General features: G+C 60.4%; 15 protein-coding genes, 1 tRNA gene and 2 pseudogenes. 9 read left to right on the top strand and 9 right to left on the bottom strand.

Going from position 1 to position 19,057, the window contains the following annotated elements:
* Positions 1-18 precede the first annotated feature (18 nt).
* The 9 genes from tolR (at position 19) to nadA (ending at position 7,243) form a co-directional block, all read left to right on the top strand.
* A complete protein-coding gene (gene tolR / locus BZ163_RS20060; protein WP_162493657.1) occupies positions 19-471 on the top strand; it encodes a protein TolR in 453 nt (150 codons plus the stop codon).
* Positions 471-1,568 carry a cell envelope integrity protein TolA gene (gene tolA / locus BZ163_RS20055; protein ID WP_128872285.1) on the top strand — a complete coding sequence of 366 codons (1,098 nt, stop codon included), beginning with the start codon at positions 471-473 and terminating at the stop codon, positions 1,566-1,568. Before tolR ends, tolA begins: the two co-directional genes overlap by 1 nt.
* Positions 1,569-1,615: 47 nt before the next feature.
* Positions 1,616-2,866: a Tol-Pal system beta propeller repeat protein TolB gene (gene tolB / locus BZ163_RS20050; protein WP_371916822.1), complete on the top strand. Its 1,251-nt coding sequence runs from the start codon at positions 1,616-1,618 to the stop codon at positions 2,864-2,866.
* A gap of 52 nt (positions 2,867-2,918) precedes the next feature.
* Positions 2,919-3,422: a peptidoglycan-associated lipoprotein Pal gene (pal, locus tag BZ163_RS20045; protein ID WP_064679382.1), complete on the top strand. Its 504-nt coding sequence runs from the start codon at positions 2,919-2,921 to the stop codon at positions 3,420-3,422.
* Positions 3,423-3,428: 6 nt separating this feature from the next.
* Positions 3,429-4,265 carry a tol-pal system protein YbgF gene (ybgF, locus tag BZ163_RS20040; RefSeq protein WP_128872283.1) on the top strand — a complete coding sequence of 279 codons (837 nt, stop codon included), beginning with the start codon at positions 3,429-3,431 and terminating at the stop codon, positions 4,263-4,265.
* A 165-nt stretch (positions 4,266-4,430) separates the two neighbouring features.
* Positions 4,431-5,078 (top strand): 7-carboxy-7-deazaguanine synthase QueE, encoded by a 648-nt coding sequence (gene queE / locus BZ163_RS20035; protein WP_128872282.1) that lies wholly within the window; start codon positions 4,431-4,433, stop codon positions 5,076-5,078.
* Between the two features lies 1 nt (position 5,079).
* A complete protein-coding gene (queC, locus tag BZ163_RS20030; RefSeq protein ID WP_128872281.1) occupies positions 5,080-5,772 on the top strand; it encodes a 7-cyano-7-deazaguanine synthase QueC in 693 nt (230 codons plus the stop codon).
* Positions 5,773-5,835: 63 nt separating this feature from the next.
* Positions 5,836-5,911, top strand: a tRNA-Lys gene (locus BZ163_RS20025).
* A gap of 273 nt (positions 5,912-6,184) precedes the next feature.
* Positions 6,185-7,243 (top strand): quinolinate synthase NadA, encoded by a 1,059-nt coding sequence (gene nadA / locus BZ163_RS20020; RefSeq protein ID WP_128872280.1) that lies wholly within the window; start codon positions 6,185-6,187, stop codon positions 7,241-7,243.
* A gap of 133 nt (positions 7,244-7,376) precedes the next feature.
* Here nadA and BZ163_RS20015 read toward each other — a convergent pair whose 3' ends face one another.
* From BZ163_RS20015 to BZ163_RS36525, 9 genes and pseudogenes are all read right to left on the bottom strand, one after another.
* Entirely contained in the window at positions 7,377-7,865 is a 489-nt protein-coding gene (locus tag BZ163_RS20015) for an RDD family protein (RefSeq protein ID WP_128872279.1), read from the bottom strand.
* A 97-nt stretch (positions 7,866-7,962) separates the two neighbouring features.
* Positions 7,963-8,175: a cold-shock protein gene (locus BZ163_RS20010; protein ID WP_003175786.1), complete on the bottom strand. Its 213-nt coding sequence runs from the start codon at positions 8,173-8,175 to the stop codon at positions 7,963-7,965.
* 404 nt (positions 8,176-8,579) lie between these two features.
* Positions 8,580-9,704: a glycine cleavage system aminomethyltransferase GcvT gene (gene gcvT, locus BZ163_RS20005; protein ID WP_128872278.1), complete on the bottom strand. Its 1,125-nt coding sequence runs from the start codon at positions 9,702-9,704 to the stop codon at positions 8,580-8,582.
* 38 nt (positions 9,705-9,742) lie between these two features.
* Positions 9,743-11,118, bottom strand: a pseudogene (locus BZ163_RS20000) (L-serine ammonia-lyase).
* A 202-nt stretch (positions 11,119-11,320) separates the two neighbouring features.
* Positions 11,321-14,188 (bottom strand): aminomethyl-transferring glycine dehydrogenase, encoded by a 2,868-nt coding sequence (gcvP, locus tag BZ163_RS19995; RefSeq protein WP_128872277.1) that lies wholly within the window; start codon positions 14,186-14,188, stop codon positions 11,321-11,323.
* An 11-nt stretch (positions 14,189-14,199) separates the two neighbouring features.
* The gene (gene gcvH / locus BZ163_RS19990) at positions 14,200-14,583 is read right to left on the bottom strand and encodes a glycine cleavage system protein GcvH (RefSeq protein WP_128872276.1); all 384 of its coding nucleotides are present in this window, start codon (positions 14,581-14,583) and stop codon (positions 14,200-14,202) included.
* A 454-nt stretch (positions 14,584-15,037) separates the two neighbouring features.
* Entirely contained in the window at positions 15,038-16,546 is a 1,509-nt protein-coding gene (locus tag BZ163_RS19980) for a sigma-54-dependent transcriptional regulator (protein WP_128872275.1), read from the bottom strand.
* 263 nt (positions 16,547-16,809) lie between these two features.
* Positions 16,810-18,159, bottom strand: a complete 1,350-nt coding sequence (locus BZ163_RS19975) for a CoA transferase (RefSeq protein ID WP_128872274.1) — start codon at positions 18,157-18,159, stop codon at positions 16,810-16,812.
* A gap of 104 nt (positions 18,160-18,263) precedes the next feature.
* A pseudogene (locus BZ163_RS36525) lies at positions 18,264-18,794 on the bottom strand (methyl-accepting chemotaxis protein); the annotation flags it as partial.
* Positions 18,795-19,057: the final 263 nt, after the last annotated feature.

Below are 19,057 nucleotides of genomic sequence, written 5' to 3'. Positions count from 1 at the left end.
TAATTTCCAATGGCTTTAATCGCTCGAGCTCGCAAAAAGCGCAAGCCGGTCGCCGAGATGAACGTGGTGCCTTACATCGACGTGATGCTGGTACTGCTGGTCATCTTCATGGTGACCGCGCCGATGCTCAATCAGGGCGTGAAAGTTGATCTGCCCAAGGTTTCCAGCGAAGCCTTGCCGCAGGACAACAACACCCAGGTCCTGACCATTTCGATCAAGGCTGACAAGACCTATTACTGGAACCTTGGCAGCGAAGTCGACACCGAAAAGCAGCAGGACAAGGCCATGACCTTGCCGCAGATGACCAGCGCGGTGACCAAGATCATCAGCGCCGGCAACAGTAACGGCAAGCGCACCCAGGTGTTCATCCGCGGCGACAAGACCGTCGATTACGGTGCCGTCATGGGCGCCATGGGCGGGTTGCAGAAAGCCGGGGTCGGTAATGTTGGCTTGATTACCGAGGCACCCTGATGCAGCAAATGCGAGAGCCGTCCGCCTCGGAAAGCTATTTCTGGCCTAGTGTCTGGGCGCTGGTCTTGCACGTGCTGGTTTTTGGCATGCTGTTCGTCAGTTTTGCCTTCACACCGGAACTGCCGCCGGCCAAGCCGATTGTCCAGGCGACCCTGTACCAGCTGAAATCGAAAAGTCAGGCGACCACCCAGACCAATCAGAAGATTGCGGGTGAGGCGAAGAAATCCGCCGCGCGCCAGACCGAAGTCGAACAGATGGAACAGAAAAAGATCGAACAGGAAGCGATCAAGGCCGCGGAACAAAAGAAGGAAGACGCGGCTCAAAAAGCCGAAGAATCCAAGAAGGCCGACGAGACGAAGAAAGCGGAAGAGGCAAAAAAGGCTGATGAAGCCAAGAAAGCCGATGAAGCCAAGAAAGCTGACGAAGCGAAGAAGACCGCCGAAGCCAAAAAGGCCGAAGAGAAACAATTGGCTGATATAGCCAAGAAGAAGTCTGAAGAAGAAGCCAAGAAAGCAGCTGAAGAAGAGGCCAAGAAAGCGGCCGCTGAAGAAGCGAAGAAAAAGATCGTCGAAGACGCGAAGAAGAAAGCCGCCGAAGACGCCAAGAAGAAGTCTGAAGCTGAAGAGGCGAAGAAGAAAGTCGCCGAAGACGCGAAGAAGAAAGCTGCTGCCGATGCTGCGAAGAAGAAATCGCAGGAAGCGGCACGTAAATCCGCCGAAGACAAAAAGGCTCAGGCCCTGGCAGATTTGCTTTCCGACACGCCACAGCGTCAGCAGGCCTTGGCGGACGAGTTGGGTGACGAAGTCGCCGGCAGTTTCGATGATCTGATTCGTGCTCGCGCAGCAGAAGGCTGGGCTCGTCCACCTTCGGCACGCAAAGGCATGACGGTCGTGTTGCAAATCGGCATGTTGCCGGACGGTACATTGGCTACGGTCAGTGTCGCCAGGTCCAGTGGCGATGGTCCGTTTGATGCTTCGGCGGTAGCCGCGGTCAAGAATATTGGACGTTTGACAGAAATGCAGGGAATGAAACCGAGCGATTTCGCTCCCTATCGTTCATTCAAGATGACATTCACACCTGAGGATCTAGCCTTGTGAGAAACCTTCTTCGAGGAATGCTTGTCGTTATCTGCTGCCTGGCAGGTATGGCGACAGCAGATGAAAAAAACATTCTGGTTACCAGCGGCAGCGATCGGGCTACTCCGATCGCCGTCGTTCCATTCGGCAACCAGGGCGGCAGCGTGCTGCCGGACGACATGGCCGAAATCATCGGTAACGACCTGCGCAACTCGGGTTACTACTCGCCGATTCCAAAGCAGAACATGATCAGCCAGCCGAGCCAGGCCAGCGAAATCATCTTCCGTGACTTCAAGGCACTGGGTGCCCAGTACGTCATGGTCGGCAGCGTTGCACCGGCGGGCGGTCGCCTGCAGGTTCAATACGCACTGTTCAACGTCGCCACCGAGCAGCAAGTGCTGACCGGCAGCGTCTCGGGCAGCGTCGATCAACTGCGCGACATGTCGCACTACATTGCCGACCAGTCGTTTGAAAAACTCACCGGGATCAAGGGAGCGTTCTCGACGCGCCTGCTGTACGTGACCGCCGAGCGCTTCTCCGAGAAGAACACGCGCTACACGCTGCAGCGTTCGGACTATGACGGTGCCCGTGCCGTGACACTCCTGCAATCGCGCGAGCCGATCCTGTCGCCGCGTTTCGCACCGGACGGCAAGCGCATCGCCTATGTCTCGTTCGAGCAGAAGCGTCCGCGCATTTTCATGCAGAACATCGACACCGGTCGCCGTGAGCAGATCACCAACTTCGAAGGCCTGAACGGTGCGCCAGCCTGGTCGCCGGATGGCAATCGCCTGGCGTTCGTGCTGTCCAAGGACGGTAACCCGGACATTTACGTGATGAACCTGGGTTCGCGTCAGATCACCCGTGTCACCAACGGTCCCGGCATCAACACCGAACCGTTCTGGGGCAAGGATGGTTCGACCATCTACTTCACCTCCGACCGTGGCGGCAAACCACAGATCTACAAGACCAGCGCCGGTGGCGGTGGTGCGGAGCGTGTGACCTTCATCGGTAACTACAACGCCAACCCTAAGCTGTCGGCTGACGAAAAGACCCTGGTCATGATCCATCGCCAGGAAGGCTTCACCAATTTCAAGGTTGCGGCCCAGGATTTGCAGCGCGGCAGTGTAAAGATACTCACTGATAGCACTCTGGACGAGTCGCCTACTGTTGCGCCCAACGGCACCATGGTAATCTACGCCACCCGCCAGCAGGGCCGGGGAGTCTTGATGCTCGTGTCCATTAATGGACGCGTGAGGCTCCCGCTTCCTACCGCACAAGGCGAAGTCAGAGAACCGTCCTGGTCCCCTTACCTGAACTGACGCGGCGCTACACGTTGTACTTAACACATTGGGGTTCATTAGGAGTTTCACGATGGAAATGCTGAAGTTTGGTAAGTTTGCTGCTCTGGCTCTGGCTTTGTCCGTAGCCGTTGGTTGCTCGTCCAAAGGCGGCGACAATGCCGGTGAAGGCGCAGTGGCTGTTGATCCAAACGCTGGTTACGGCGCAAACACCGGTGCCGTTGATGGTTCCCTGAGCGAAGAAGCTGCTCTGCGCGCCATCACCACTTTCTACTTCGAATACGACAGTTCGGACCTGAAGCCAGAAGCCATGCGCGCTCTGGACGTTCACGCCAAGGACCTGAAAGCAAACGGCGCTCGCGTTGTTCTGGAAGGCAACACCGACGAACGTGGTACTCGTGAGTACAACATGGCACTGGGCGAGCGTCGTGCGAAAGCCGTTCAGCGTTACCTGGTACTGCAAGGCGTTTCCCCAGCTCAGCTGGAACTGGTTTCCTACGGCGAAGAGCGTCCAGTTGCTACCGGCAACGACGAGCAGTCCTGGGCTCAAAACCGTCGCGTCGAACTGCGTAAGTAATTCGCCATGCGAACGTGCCGTCGTGCTGTAACTGTTTTGGCTCTCAGCCTCGCACCCCTTGTGGTGTGGGCTGCGGTTCCTGTGGTCGAGGACAACTCCGGCTATAACAATAGCGGGAGCAGTTATCCGCCTGCAGGTTACGGTACGAACGGCGCCTATGCCGGGGGAGGGGTTTCGGCCCCTGTCTCGGCACAGGGCGAGCTGTTCAACCAACTGCAATCGATGCAGGAGCAGATCTCGCGCCAACAAGGCATCATCGAAGTTCTGCAAAATGATGTAGCGCGCATGAAGCAAGAAAGCCTGGAGCGATACCAGGACCTTGATCGGCGCATAGGATCCGGCGTTGCACCAGCCGCGACTCCTGATAATTCTTCCACCGGTGGCGATTTGAACGCCCCCGGTGCGGCAGCCGGCGCAGGTGCGGGAGCTGCTGCTCAAGCGCCTGCCGCGGGCAGCGAACCGGCGGATCCGGCGAAGGAAAAACTGTATTACGATGCAGCCTTCGACCTGATCAAGGCCAAGGATTTCGACAAGGCCAGCCAGGCTTTTGCCGCATTCCTGCGTAAATACCCGAACAGCCAATACGCGGGCAACGCCCAGTACTGGTTGGGCGAAGTGAACCTGGCCAAAGGTGATCTGCAAGGCGCAGGCCAGGCCTTTGCCAAGGTTTCGCAGTTGTATCCAAAGCACAACAAAGTGCCAGATTCGCTGTACAAGCTCGCTGATGTAGAACGTCGCCTTGGTCATCCCGACAAGGTCAAAGGCATTCTGCAACAGGTTGTGTCCCAATATCCGGGCACTTCCGCCGCTCAACTGGCCCAGCGCGATCTGCAGCGCATGTAAGGTTGTTGACCTGTTTCGAAGAAACCCGCGCTTGTCGCGGGTTTTTTCGTTAGAATTCACGCCCTTTTTATGAAACACGCTTTTTGGGATCTGCGCGTTGGCGGGGTTCCTTCAAGTGCCTGACGGAGGCAGACAGCCTGTTTAGCTGTCCTGCCCGTGGCGACTATGCAAGACACATTGAGAATTACCGAAGTATTTTACTCGTTGCAGGGTGAAACGCGGACTGCCGGGCTGCCCACTGTTTTTGTGCGCCTGACCGGTTGCCCATTGCGTTGCCAATACTGCGACAGCGCCTACGCCTTCAGTGGCGGCACCGTTCGCACCCTCGACGACATCCTCGAGCAAGTGGCCGGCTTCCGTCCGCGTTATGTGTGTGTCACCGGTGGCGAACCGTTGGCGCAACCCAATGCCATCCCATTGCTCAAGCAGTTGTGTGACGCCGGTTACGAAGTGTCGCTGGAAACCAGTGGTGCCCTGGACATCTCGGCAGTAGATTCCCGGGTCAGTCGCGTCGTCGACCTGAAAACCCCGGGCTCGAAAGAAGCACACCGCAACCGCTACGAGAACATCGAGCTGCTGACGCCCAACGATCAGGTGAAGTTTGTCATCTGCTCGCGGGAAGACTATGACTGGGCCGTGTCCAAGCTGATCCAGTACGGTCTGGACCGGCGTGCCGGCGAAGTACTGTTCTCGCCGAGTCATCACGACCTGAATGCTCGGGACCTGGCGGACTGGGTGGTGGCGGACAACCTGCCAGTGCGCCTGCAATTGCAGCTGCATAAATATCTTTGGAATGACGAGCCGGGGCGCTGAAATGACTGAACATCTTGATTCTTCTGAAAAACGTGCGGTCATCCTGCTGTCCGGCGGCCTCGATTCCGCGACGGTCGTGGCCATGGCCCGCGCCGAAGGCTACAGCTGCTACACCATGAGCTTCGACTACGGTCAGCGGTCTCAAGCAGAATTGCACGCCGCAGCACGCGTTGCCCGTGACCTGGGTGTGGTCGAGCACAAGGTGATCGGCCTCAACCTGAACGGTATGGGCGGCTCGGCACTGACTGACAGCAGCATCGACATTCCGGAGGCGCTGGGGGAAGGCATTCCAGTCACTTACGTGCCGGCGCGCAACACGGTATTCCTGTCGCTGGCGTTGGGCTGGGCTGAAGTGCTTGGCGCGCGTGACATCTTTATTGGTGTGAACGCCGTGGATTACTCCGGTTACCCGGACTGCCGTCCCGAGTTCATCGAGTCCTTCGAACGCATGGCCAACCTGGCGACCAAGGCCGGCGTAGAAGGGAAGGGTTTCCGTATCCAGGCGCCCCTGCAGAACTTGAGCAAGGCACAGATCGTCCAGGCCGGCGTAAAGCTGGGCGTCGATTACGGCCTGACCGTTTCCTGCTATCAGGCCGACGATAACGGCCGTGCATGCGGCAAATGCGACAGCTGCCGACTGCGTGCAGAAGGCTTTGCAGCGGCCGGAATCAGCGACCCAACCCCTTATTTTTGATTTATTTCAAATTAGGTGTTGAATAGTCCTTAAAAATCAGTATTATACGCGCCACCACACAGCGGGTCGTTAGCTCAGTTGGTAGAGCAGTTGGCTTTTAACCAATTGGTCGTAGGTTCGAATCCCACACGACCCACCATTTTTGTAGCAGTTTTAAAAGTCTGGAAGGCCCACGCAAGTGAGGATTTCCGGATTTTTTTTTTGCCTGCGATTTGAGTTCGGCTCGGTCCGGGGCAGCAGCGCCTGACGCAGATCAGAATCATCTTTTGCATCAAGGGGATATTCTGTAGCCTTGCGCAGCTTCAACGTTGTCCGTGCCTGACGATACTCACTTTCCCGGCGGTACCCTGAAGGGTCCGGAGCCGGGTGTATACTCGACTTTCGCGCGAAAGCGCCTGCAGGTCTTGCGAACATGACGCAGATTTCCGAACGCCTACTGGTTCAAGCCCACCTCGACGCCAAGCAGCCCAAACCGCTGACGGCCGAAGAAGAGGCTTACTATCGCACCGCCATTGCTGCCGAGCTCAAGGCTCAGGACGCGGTGCTGGTTGCGCATTTCTATTGCGATCCGGTGATTCAGGCCCTGGCCGAAGAAACCGGTGGCTGCGTCTCCGACTCGCTGGAGATGGCCCGCTTCGGCAATGCTCATCCGGCCAAGACCGTGGTGGTCGCCGGTGTGAAGTTCATGGGCGAGACGGCCAAGATTCTCAATCCTGAAAAACGCGTGCTGATGCCGACCCTGGAGGCCACCTGCTCCCTGGACCTGGGTTGCCCGGTGGACGAGTTCTCGGCGTTCTGCGATCAGCACCCGGAACGCACGGTGGTGGTGTATGCCAACACCTCGGCGGCGGTCAAGGCGCGGGCGGACTGGGTGGTGACGTCCAGCTGCGCGCTGGAGATCGTCGAGAGCCTGATGGATAACGGCGAAACGATCATCTGGGGGCCGGACAAGCATTTGGGCACCTACATCCAGCGCCAGACCGGTGCGGACATGTTGCTGTGGGACGGTGCCTGCATCGTTCACGAAGAGTTCAAGTCCAAGCAGCTCGAAGACATGAAGGCGCTGTACCCCGATGCCGCGATCCTGGTGCATCCGGAGTCGCCGACGGCGGTGATCGAACTGGCGGATGCCGTCGGTTCCACCAGCCAGTTGATCGCCGCGGCGCAAAGCCTGCCGAACAAGACGCTGATCGTCGCCACCGACCGCGGCATCTTCTACAAGATGCAGCAGCTGTGCCCGGACAAGGTCTTTATCGAAGCGCCAACGGCCGGTAACGGCGCAGCGTGCCGCAGTTGCGCACATTGTCCGTGGATGGCGATGAACACCCTTGAGCGCACGCTGAAGAGCTTGAAGGAGGGGGCGAATGAGATCTTTGTCGATCCGGCGTTGATTCCACAGGCGATTCGGCCGTTGAAGCGGATGCTCGACTTTACCCAGGCGGCGCGGATGAAATTGGCCGGTAACGCCTGAGATCGATCATCTAGCGCAAAAAACTGTGGGAGCGGGCTTGCTCGCGATAGCGGTCTGTCAGTCACATATATGTTGACTGAAACGCCGCTATCGCGAGCAAGCCCGCTCCCACAGTGGTTTTCGTATGGCTGGATTATTTGGTCTTCTTCGGGATGCGAACGAGCTGCGTGTCTGAATACATGTCATGCCAGCTGCGCTTGCGCTTGTCGAACAGCGACCAGAAGAACCCCAGCCCGACGCAGAGCAAGGATGCAATCGACACCACAAAGCGCAACAGCGCCTGCCACAGGCTGATGGATGTGCCGTCGGCGTTCTGCACGCGAATGCCCCAGACCTGCATGCCCAGGGTCTGGCCGGACCAGGTCCAGAACTTGGCGAAGAAACCGAACAGCACGAACAGCAGCAGCGTCGACAGCAACGGGTCACCGTCCAGCGCGCCGGCTTCGGTCAGGGCGCGCATTTTGTCTTCGCCGATGATCGCCATCTGGATGATCTTGTAAATGCCGCTGGTGACGATGAGCAGGGCGGTACACAACAGGAAATCATAAAACATCGCTGCCAGGCGACGCCCCAGGCCAGCGGCGGGAAACTCGCCCTGGGGTTTGAGCAGGTGTTTCGACATGGCAGGGCTCTCGGCGGAAAAAAGAAGCCATTTTACGGATTTATGCGCACAAAAAAGCCCCTGATGTCACCATCAGGGGCTTTTTCGTAACAGAAGGTTAGGCTTCTGCCTGTACCTCGTCAGCCTGCATGCCTTTCTGGCCTTGCACGGCGACGAAAGTCACTTTCTGGCCTTCTTTCAGGCTCTTGAAGCCGTTGCCCTGGATAGCGCGGAAATGCACGAACAGATCCGGACCGCTTTCAGGAGTGATAAAACCAAAACCCTTCTCGTCGTTAAACCACTTGACGGTACCGCTCTGACGTTGGGACATTTCTTATTTCCTTTGACGCAAAAAATTAATGACAGTCTCCTTCTCATGAAAGAGTACTGGGGCTGGTTGCAGGAGAGTAAGAAGACGTCGAACGGGATGTAGCTAACTTGTAGGCTACTGCCCAGGTCACGATTCCAAGCGACCCATGCAAACACAGTGAACAAACTCTACGCCAACTACGGGAGAAAAAACAAGCCCTGTGCACACCCCGGATTTGCTGGCGTCGGCGCGCATAGGCCGCAACTAGTGCGGGCTTATGCGTTGTCGTTGTTCAGTTGTTTTCAATCGTTATAAGCAAGGTTCATAAACGAAGCTTAGAGCGGGCGGCATGCACTGTTTTATGGCGATTGCGTTACACATTAGTGCACTGTTAACGCAATCGCGTTACTTATAGAAACAGTCAATCAGCCACGGTAGTAGCGTTGTGGAACAAATGGCAATTTGCTTACAAGCAAAGGCACTTTTTTCCCACGTACGATCGCCCATACCGGGGTGTCGAGCGCGGTGTAGGCCGTGTCGAGATAACCCATGGCCAGCGGGCCACCCAGGGTCGGACCGAAACCGCCGCTGCAAACGGTACCGATGATGTCGCCTGCCTCGTTGACGATCTCGGCCCCTTCGCGCACTGGCGTGCGTTCCTGAGGCAACAGGCCAACACGTTTGCGGCTGACACCGGCTTGCTGATGGGCGAATACGCTTTCAGCGCCAGGGAATCCACCGGCCCGCGCACCGTCGGCACGCCGAGGTTTGGAGATGGCCCACAGCAGGCTGGCTTCGATCGGGGAGGTCTGGGTGTTCATGTCGTGGCCGTAGAGGCACAGGCCGGCTTCCAGGCGCAGGGAATCGCGAGCGCCAAGGCCGATGGCCGCCACTTCGGGTTCGGCCAGCAGGGCGCGAGCCAGGGCTTCGGCGCTGGCGGCCGGGACGGAGATTTCGAACCCGTCTTCACCGGTGTAGCCCGAACGGCTGACAAAGCAATCCGCGCCCAGCAGTTGCACGCGGGCAAACTGCATGAAGGTCATCTTCGCCACTTCCGGCGCCAGGCGTGCGAGCACGGTGACGGCAGCCGGGCCTTGCAGCGCGAGCAGGGCACGCTCTTCGAACAGCGGCTCGATGGTGCACTGGTCGCCGATGTGCTGTCGCAGATGCGCCAGGTCCTGATCCTTGCAGGCCGCGTTGACCACCAGGAACAGTTCGTCGTTACCCAGGTTGGCGACCATCAGGTCGTCGAGAATGCCGCCGGTCTCGTTGGTGAACATCGCGTAGCGCTGCATGCCCACCGGCAGGTCGATGATGTCCACCGGCACCAGGGTTTCCAGGGCTTTGGCGGCATTCGCGCCGGTCAGGCGGATCTGGCCCATGTGCGAGACATCGAACAGCCCGGCCTGCTCACGGGTGTGCTGGTGTTCTTTCATCACGCCCAGTGGATATTGCACCGGCATGTCATAGCCGGCGAACGGCACCATGCGTGCGCCGAGTTCGATGTGCAGTGCGTGCAGCGGGGTTTTCAGCAATGGTTCGGTGGACATATTCAGCTCCTGAAAAAGTGTGCGGATGCGCGTGAGCATCAGCACTCGATAATGTTGACCGCCAAACCGCCACGGGCGGTTTCCTTGTATTTGCTTTTCATGTCGCGCCGGTCTGGCGCATGGTGCGGATGACCTTGTCGAGGGACACAAAGTGCTGACCGTCGCCGCGCAGGGCCATGCGTACCGCATTGATCGCCTTGACCGAGCCCATGGCATTGCGCTCGATGCACGGCACTTGCACCAGTCCGCCGATCGGGTCGCAGGTCAGGCCGAGGTTGTGTTCCATGCCTATTTCGGCGGCGTTTTCCACTTGTTGCACGGTGCCGCCGAGCACTTCGCACAAGGCGCCGGCCGCCATCGAGCACGCTACGCCGACTTCACCCTGACAGCCGACTTCGGCACCGGAGATCGAGGCGTTTTCTTTATAGAGAATGCCGATGGCTGCGGCCGTCAGCAGGAAGCGTACGACGCCATCTTCGGTGGCGCCGGGGATAAAGCGCATGTAGTAATGGAGTACAGCCGGGACGATTCCCGCTGCACCGTTGGTAGGCGCCGTGACAACACGGCCGCCGTTGGCGTTTTCTTCGTTGACCGCCAGGGCGTACAGATTGACCCAGTCCAGCACCGAGAGCGGGTCACGCAATGACGATTCCGGGTTCTTGCACAACTGCCGATGCAGCGCAGCGGCCCGGCGTTTGACCTTCAGGCCGCCGGGCAGGATGCCTTCGTTGCGGCAACCGGCAGCGACGCAGTCCTGCATGACTTGCCAGATGTTCAGCAGACCGGCGCGGGTTTCCGCTTCCGGGCGCCAGGCACTTTCGTTGGTCAGCATCACCTGGCTGATCGACAAGCCGTAGGTGCTGCAGTGACCGAGCAGGTCCTTGGCGCTTTTGAACGGGAAGGTCAGTTTTGTGGCGTCTTCGACGATCCGGTCGGCGCCGGCGGCGTCTTCATCGACGACGAAACCGCCACCGACGGAGTAGTACTCGCGGCTGCGGACCTGTAGGCCGGCGGCGTCGAATGCGCGAAAGATCATACCGTTGGGGTGATAGGCCAACGGTTTGCGGATCATCGCCAGGTGTTCTTTTTCGTTGAATGCAATGCTGTGCTCGCCGAGCAGGTTCAAGCGACCGCTGCCGCGAATTTCTTGCAGGCGAGCGGCGACTGTTTCGGTGTCCACGGTGTCGGGGTGTTCGCCTTCCAGGCCGAGCAGCACCGCCTTGTCGCTGCCGTGACCTTTGCCGGTGGCGCCGAGGGAGCCGTAGAGCTCGATCTTGACGCAGGTGGTCGCGGCCAGCAGCCCTTCACGGCGCAAACCTTCGACGAAACGTGCGGCAGCACGCATCGGGCCGACGGTGTGGGAACTGGAGGGGCCGATGCCAATCTTGAACAGGTCGAACACGCTTAAAGCCATGGTTGTTCTCCGGTTTCTTGTTATGGGGTCAGCATCAACTTTGAGTGAAATTCGATTTTGTAGGAGCTGGCTTGCAGCGAAGGCGGTGTGTCAGGCAACATTTGTGTCGGCTGATCTTCCGTCTTCGCTGGCAAGCCAGCTCCTACAGTGGTTTTGTGGTGTTCTTGAACAGGGGGGCGAGCGAACCCGCCCCCTCATTCGTTTAAGCGTAGCTTTCGATCGACGGGCAGGCGCAAACCAGGTTGCGATCACCAAACACGTTGTCGACCCGGCCGACCGGTGGCCAGTACTTGCCTTCGATCAGCGACGCGACCGGGTAGACCGCTTGCTCGCGGCTATACGGGTGCGTCCACTCGCCCACCAGTTCCGCGGCAGTGTGCGGGGCGTTTTTCAGTGGGTTGTCGTCCTTGTCCAGGGTGCCGTTTTCCACCGCGCGGATTTCTTCGCGGATGCGGATCATGGCGTCGCAGAAGCGGTCCAGTTCTTCCTTGGATTCGCTTTCGGTCGGCTCGATCATCAGCGTGCCGGCGACCGGGAAGGACATGGTCGGGGCATGGAAACCGAAGTCGATCAGGCGCTTGGCGACGTCATCGACGCTGATGCCGCTGCTGTCTTTCAACGGGCGCAGGTCGAGGATGCATTCGTGCGCCACCAGACCGTTGCTGCCGGTGTACAGGACCGGGTAGTGCTCTTCGAGGCGACGGGAAATGTAGTTGGCATTGAGGATCGCCAGCTGCGAGGCGCGCTTGAGGCCGGCACCACCCATCATGCGGATGTACATCCAGGTGATCGGCAGAATGCTTGCGCTGCCGAAAGGGGCGGCGCAGACCGCACCTTGCTTGCGTTCCATCTGGGCGTGGCCCGGCAGGAACGGGGTCAAGTGCGACTTGACGCCAATCGGGCCGACACCCGGGCCGCCACCGCCGTGGGGAATGCAGAAGGTCTTGTGCAGGTTCAGGTGGGACACGTCGCCGCCGAACTTGCCCGGGGCGCAGAGGCCGACCATCGCGTTCATGTTGGCGCCGTCGATGTACACCTGGCCGCCATTGTCATGAATGATGCCGCAGATTTCGCGGATGCCTTCTTCGAACACGCCGTGGGTCGAGGGGTAGGTGATCATCAATGCCGCGAGATGCTCGCGGTGCTCGATGGCCTTGGCCCGCAGGTCTTCGATGTCGACGTTGCCGCGGGCATCGCAGGCGGTCACGACCACGCGCATGCCGGCCATGTTGGCGGTGGCCGGGTTGGTGCCGTGGGCGGACGACGGGATCAGGCAGATGTCGCGGCGATCTTCGCCACGGCTCTGGTGATAGGCACGAATCGCCAGGAGGCCGGCATATTCACCTTGGGAACCGGCGTTCGGCTGCAGCGAGATCGCGTCGTAACCGGTGGCGGCGCAGAGCATCGCTTCCAGCTCATCGGTCAGTTGCTGGTAACCGGCGCTTTGCTCGGCCGGGGCGAACGGGTGCAGGGCGCCGAATTCGGCCCAGGTCACCGGGATCATTTCGCTGGCGGCGTTGAGTTTCATGGTGCAGGAACCCAGCGGGATCACGGTGCGATCCAGCGCCAGGTCCTTGTCGGCGAGCTTGCGCAGGTAGCGCATCAGCTCGGTTTCCGAGTGATAACGGTTGAACACCGGGTGGCTGAGGATCGGCGACTGGCGCACCAGCGCGGCCGGGAGGGTGTTCTGCACGGCGGCGGCGAGGGTGGCGAAGTCCGGCAGGGTTTTGCCGTCGGCCAGCAGGGCCCACAGGGTTTCCACGTCAGCTTGCGACGTGGTTTCGTCGAGGGACAGGCCCAGACGCTCGGCGTCGACGACGCGCAGGTTGATCTGCCGGACGCGCGCCTGGTCGTGCAGCTTGGCGGTGTTGGCGCCGGTCTTGATCGTCAGGGTGTCGAAGAAGCTTGCCTGCTCGACAGCCAGACCGAGTGTGCTCAAGCCTTGGGCCAGAATCGCGGTCAGGTGATGAACGCGGTTGGCGATCTGGGTCAGGCCTTGCGGGCCGTGATAGACGGCGTACATGCTGGCGATGTTGGCCAACAGCACCTGGGCGGTGCAGATGTTGCTGGTGGCTTTCTCGCGGCGGATATGCTGCTCGCGAGTCTGCATCGCCAGGCGCAGGGCCGGCTTGCCGAAACGGTCCACGGAGACGCCGACCAGACGGCCCGGCATGTCGCGCTTGAATGCATCCTTGGTGGAAAAATACGCCGCGTGCGGGCCACCGAAGCCCAATGGCACGCCGAAGCGTTGCGCACTGCCGATGGCCACGTCGGCGCCGAATTCGCCCGGCGGGGTCAGCAGGGTCAGGGCCAGCAGGTCGGCGGCGACGGCGACCAAGGCGTTGGCAGCGTGGAAGCGCTCGGTCAGCTCGCGATAGTCGAACACATCGCCGTTGCTCGCCGGGTATTGCAGCAGGGCGCCGAAGAACGGCGTCACGTCAGTCAGTGCTTGTTCGTCGCCGACCACCACGTCGATGCCCAGCGGCTCGGCACGGGTGCGCAGCACGTCGAGGGTTTGCGGGTGGCAATGCACGGAGGCGAAGAAGGCGTGGCTGCCCTTGTTCTTGCTCAGGCGTTTGCAGAAGGTCATGGCTTCGGCGGCGGCGGTGGCTTCATCCAGCAGCGAGGCGTTGGCGATCGGCAGGCCGGTCAGGTCGCTGATCAGGGTCTGGAAATTCAGCAGCGCTTCGAGACGGCCCTGGGAAATCTCCGGCTGGTACGGGGTGTAGGCGGTGTACCAGGCCGGGTTTTCCAGGAGGTTGCGCAGGATCGGCGACGGCGTGTGGGTGCCGTAGTAGCCCTGGCCGATGTAGGTCTTGAACAGCTGGTTCTTGCCGGCGATGGATTTGATCAACGCCAGTGCGTCGGCTTCGCTCAAGCCGTCGTCCATGCCGAGCACGCTGGTGCCTTTGATGCTTTCCGGAATGACGCTGGCGCTCAGGGCTTCCAGGGAGTCGAAACCGAGGCTGTTGAGCATGGCTTGCTCATCGCCTGCACGCGGGCCGATGTGGCGGGCGATGAATTCGTTGGCGGTGCTTATGTTTACAACGGCAGGATTTACTTGAGTCATGTCGGCGCTCCTCAGGCTTCGGCGTTGGCTTTGATCAGGCGGTCGTAGGCGTCCTGATCCAGCAATTTGGCAACAGCCGAGGCGTCGGTTGGCTGGAAGCGGAAGAACCAGCCTTCGCCCAGCGGATCTTCGTTGACCAGTTCCGGGCTGCTGTCCAGCGCCGGGTTCACTTCCAGGATTTCTCCGTCCAGGGGCATGTACACGCCGCTGGCCGCTTTTACCGATTCCACGGTGGCGGTTTCAGCGCCTTTGTCGTAGGACTGCAGCTCAGGCAGTTGTACGAAAACCACGTCGCCCAGGGCATTCTGCGCGAAAGCGGTGATACCAACTGTGACGCTACCGTCAGCTTCGGTGCGCAGCCATTCGTGATCTTCAGTAAAACGCAATTCGCTCATGGAAACTCCTAAGGGGGCCAGACTCGTCTGGTGGACGCGATGGTGAATGCTGGGGCAATGCCCTGTTTTATGAGTGGTTACTAAGCAAATTCGCGGCCAATGTTGTTTATTCCTTATAAATCAATAACTTATGTGAATTTGTAAGGCGAGGTGATGTATCGGCTGTAGCGAAATCGCTACAACGCGAGGCAAAGAAAAAAGCCTAGAGGGATCAAAGCCTTGCACAGCGGTGATCAGAGGAGGGTGTAGCGATATCGTTCCGCTGTAGCGCTTTCCGTACAGGTGGAGGTCGCTTTTGAAGAGGATCCATTGGCCGGACACAAAACCTGCGGGAGCGGGCTTGCTCGCGAAGAGGGCGTGTCAATCGACATTAATGTTGGCTGATACACCGCCTTCGCGAGCAAGCCCGCTCCCACAGGGGGGTTGTATGGGGAATGAGATCGCATTCCCAGGCTTACGGCTTGTTGGGAATCCCGTACTTGCGCAACCGATGGGCGATGGCGGTGTGGGAGGTCTGCAGACGGCTGGCCAGTTGGCGAGTGGAGGGGTAGCTGACGTAGAGTTTTTCCAGCAGCGTCTTCTCGAACTCTTCCATGGCTTGCTCGAGGCTATCGACCTCGCTGTCGCTTTGACGCGCCACGGAAGTACCGGCGATGTCCAGATCGCCGATGTCCACCAGGCTGCTTTCGCAAATCGCTGCGGCGCGGAAGATCACGTTCTGCAGTTGCCGCACGTTGCCCGGCCAGCGGTTACCCAGCAATGCCGGATAGGTTCCCGGCGCCAGGCGACAGACCGGGCGCTGGATCTGCGCGCAGGCCTGCTGCATGAAATAGCGAGCCAGCAGCAGGATGTCCTGGCCGCGTTCGCGCAGCGGCGGGACTTCGACGTTGAGGACGTTGAGACGATAAAACAGGTCTTCGCGGAATGAACCTTCGCTGACCATTTTTTCCAGGTCGCGATGGGTCGCGCTGAGGATCCGCACGTTGACCTTGACCTCACGATCCCCGCCGACACGGCGGAAGCTGCCGTCATTGAGGAAGCGCAACAATTTCGCCTGCAAGTAAGGCGACATCTCGCCGATCTCATCGAGAAATACCGTGCCCTGGTTGGCCAGCTCCATCAGCCCCGGTTTGCCGCCCCGTTGCGCGCCGGTGAACGCGCCGGGGGCGTAGCCGAACAGCTCGCTTTCGGCGAGGTTCTCCGGCAATGCCGCGCAGTTCAACGCCAGGAACGGTGAGCCGTGCCGGGTACTGATGGCGTGACAGGCACGCGCCACCAGTTCTTTGCCGGTGCCGGTTTCACCCTGGATCAACAAGGGCGCATCGAGCGCCGCCACTCGTTGGGCGCGGGCCTTGAGTGTTCGAATGGCCGGCGACTCGCCCAACAACGCATCGAAACCCTCGGCATGGTCGTGGTGCAGCGCCGAGAGGCGTTCGCCAATGCGGTTCGGTTGATACAGGGTCAGCAAGGCGCCGGCATTGGTGATCGGCGTGGCGTCCAGCAACAGGGTCTGGCCGTTGACGGTGATCTCGCGCAGCGGAAGACGGAAACCATGCTCCAGCAAGGCGTCGAGCAATAGCGGATCGGCGAATAAGTCGGCGACGCTTTCACCGGCCGGTTCGCGACCGTAAAGCGCGATCAACGCCGGGTTGGCCAGCAATACCTTGCCGGCACTGTCCAGGGCCAGTACCGGGTCGGTCATGGCCGCGAGCAATGCATCGAGCTGCAAATGCCGACGCTGCCCGGGGAGGATGTCGACCACCGTCACCGCCTGCACGCCGCGTACGCTGAACAGCGCATCGCGCAGCTCTTCGAGGACTTGCGGGCTCAGGGTCGGGGCGTCGATGTAGACGTTGGGCGGCACCATTTCCACCGCGTCCAGGTTGAGATTGCGTCCACCGAGCAAGGCCAGGACTTCCTGGGTGATGCCGACGCGGTCGATAAAGCTGACGTGGATACGCATGGGGCGGTTTTTGGTTCTGGCGTGCGGAGGGTGGCAAGTATGCCTTGGCGCGGACCAATGATGAAATCCTGCGCAGGACTTAAGGGTGGAGAACGCTGGACCTGTGGGAGCGGGCTTGCTCGGAAAACGGTGTGTCAGGCGATATCGATATTGACTGGGCCGCCGCCTTCGCGAGCAAGCCCGCTCCCACAGGAGATCGAAGTTTACCTGGACGAACGCGGACTAATGTGGGAGCGGGCTTGCTCGCGAAGGGGCCGGTATCGTCACCACCACAACGGGCGATGTGAACCCAGTTCCCCAGCCGGAATAGCCCACTGCAGCGGCGTCCCGGTCATTTTCAGCGGCACCTGTAACCGATGCGCCGGCCCCCAGGGCGTTTGCTCGACCAATAACCCTTGATCGCTTTGCTTCTCCGCCCGCAGCGGCTCATCCGTCCCGGCACCACCCTCGACCAACAACTTCGCCGTCCGCGCCAGGGACAATCGCGCCGAGCCGCCCCGTCCGCTGCTCAACCGCTCTGCCAGCAACCTGATCGCACTGGCCGCCATCAAATACCCGGTGGCGTGATCCAGCGCTTGCAAGGGCAAGGGCGTCGGTTTGTCCGCCTGCTGCCAGTGCATGCCGGCTTCGGCTATGCCGCTGCTCATCTGTACCAGGCTGTCGAAGCCGCGGCGGTTCTGCCACGGGCCGCTCCAGCCGTAGGCGTTCAGGCAGACGTCGATCAGCCCGGGAGCCAATAGCTGGCGTTCGGCGAGGCCATACCCCAGACGCTCCAAGGCATCGGCGCGATAGCCGTGCAGCAGGATGTCGGCGTCCTTGAGCAGGCCTTCAAACAGCTCGCGATCGGCCTTGTCATGCAGATCCAGACGCGCGCAGCGTTTGCCCAGGGTGACTTCAGGCACCACGCCCGGTTCGTTCCAGGTCGGTGGATCGACACGCAGGACGTCGGCGCCGAGCCCGGCGAGAAAACGGCTGGCGACCGGTCCCGCGAGTACGCGAGTCAGATCCAGCACCTTGATCCCGGCCAGCGGTTGCGCCACCGAACCTTGCCAGGGTTTTGCGTTCCGGCTGCTGTTGGCGGCGAACTGAACCAGCTGTTCGGCATTTACGGCCTGACCTTGGGGATGGGCCTGCCACTGCGCCCAGGATCGCATCTCGGCGGCGCAGCCTCCAGCGTCGACCACCGCCTGTTCCAGATCGGTGTTGGTCCACTGAGCCACCTTGCTCGCCATCGCTGCGCGGTCGGCACAGACACCCAGCACGTGTTCGGCAGCGGAGCGGTGATGGGGGGCGTTGGTGTGCAGGCGGATCCAGCCATCCTTGGTCGCGTAGTCGCCCGCGATCGGGTCCCACAGCGGCGGCACGCTCCAGCCCATCGGGCGGATCGAGGTCGAGAACCAGAACGAGGCCAGGCGCCGGTCGACCTCAAGGTGGGGCAGGCGCCCGGTTTGTTGATTGAGCAATTCGCCGATGGCCTGGCCGGCGGCGGCGATGCTGGCGCACGCCAGGTCTGTCACGGCAAACGCCGAGGGCAGGGCGCCACTGGAAGTGAACGGGATCGGGGTATGAGGCAAGCCGAGTGCGGCTTGAATGGACGTGAGTAGATCAGTCATCGAAGGCCCTCCGGAGCGAGAGGGCAGCATAGATCAAAAGATCGATAGATCGCAGCCTGCGGCAGCTCCTACAGGGATCGGCGCAGGCTGCGATCTATTGCGGGCTACACCCGGAACTGATCCATCAATTCCATCTGCCGGGTGGTCAGGGCGTTGAGGTGGTTGCTGATCTGCGCCGATTCGGTGGCTTGTCCGGTGAGGGTTTCGGTCACGGTGCGGATGGCCGAGACGTTGCGATTGACCTCTTCGGCGACGGCGCTTTGCTGTTCGGCGGCGCTGGCGATTTGCAGGTTCATGTCGCTGATCACGGTGACCGCGTCGCTGATTTTGCTCAAGGCCTGCACCGCCTGCTGGATTTGTCCGGCGTTGCTGTGGGCCTGGGTCTGGCTCGAATGCATGGTGGCCACCACGCCGCGGGTGCCGGTCTGGATGCGCTCGATCACCTGGCGGATTTCTTCCACCGAGTCTTGCGTGCGTTTGGCCAGGTTGCGCACCTCATCGGCGACGACCGCAAACCCGCGCCCGCTCTCGCCGGCACGGGCCGCTTCGATTGCCGCGTTGAGCGCCAGCAGGTTGGTTTGCTCGGCGATGCTGCGGATCACTTCCAATACCGAGCCGATCTGTTCACTGTTGACCGCCAGGGCTTCAACTTCAGTCACCGCCTTGCTGACTTCCTCGGCGAGCTGATTGATGTCGCGGGTGCTGCGCTCGATGATCGACAGGCCGTCGCGGGCCGACTGATCGGCACCTTTGGCTGCGCTCGCGGCATTCGACGCACTGTTGGCGACGTCATGGGCGGTGGCGCTCATTTCATTGGATGCGGTGGCGACCTGGTCGATTTCGCGGAATTGCACCTGCATGCCTTCGCTGGTTTGACGGGCAATTTCCGAGGATTGGT

Source organism: Pseudomonas sp. VI4.1 (assembly GCF_002029345.1).
GTDB lineage: Bacteria > Pseudomonadota > Gammaproteobacteria > Pseudomonadales > Pseudomonadaceae > Aquipseudomonas.
This window is presented reverse-complemented; position numbering and strand designations above follow the sequence as displayed.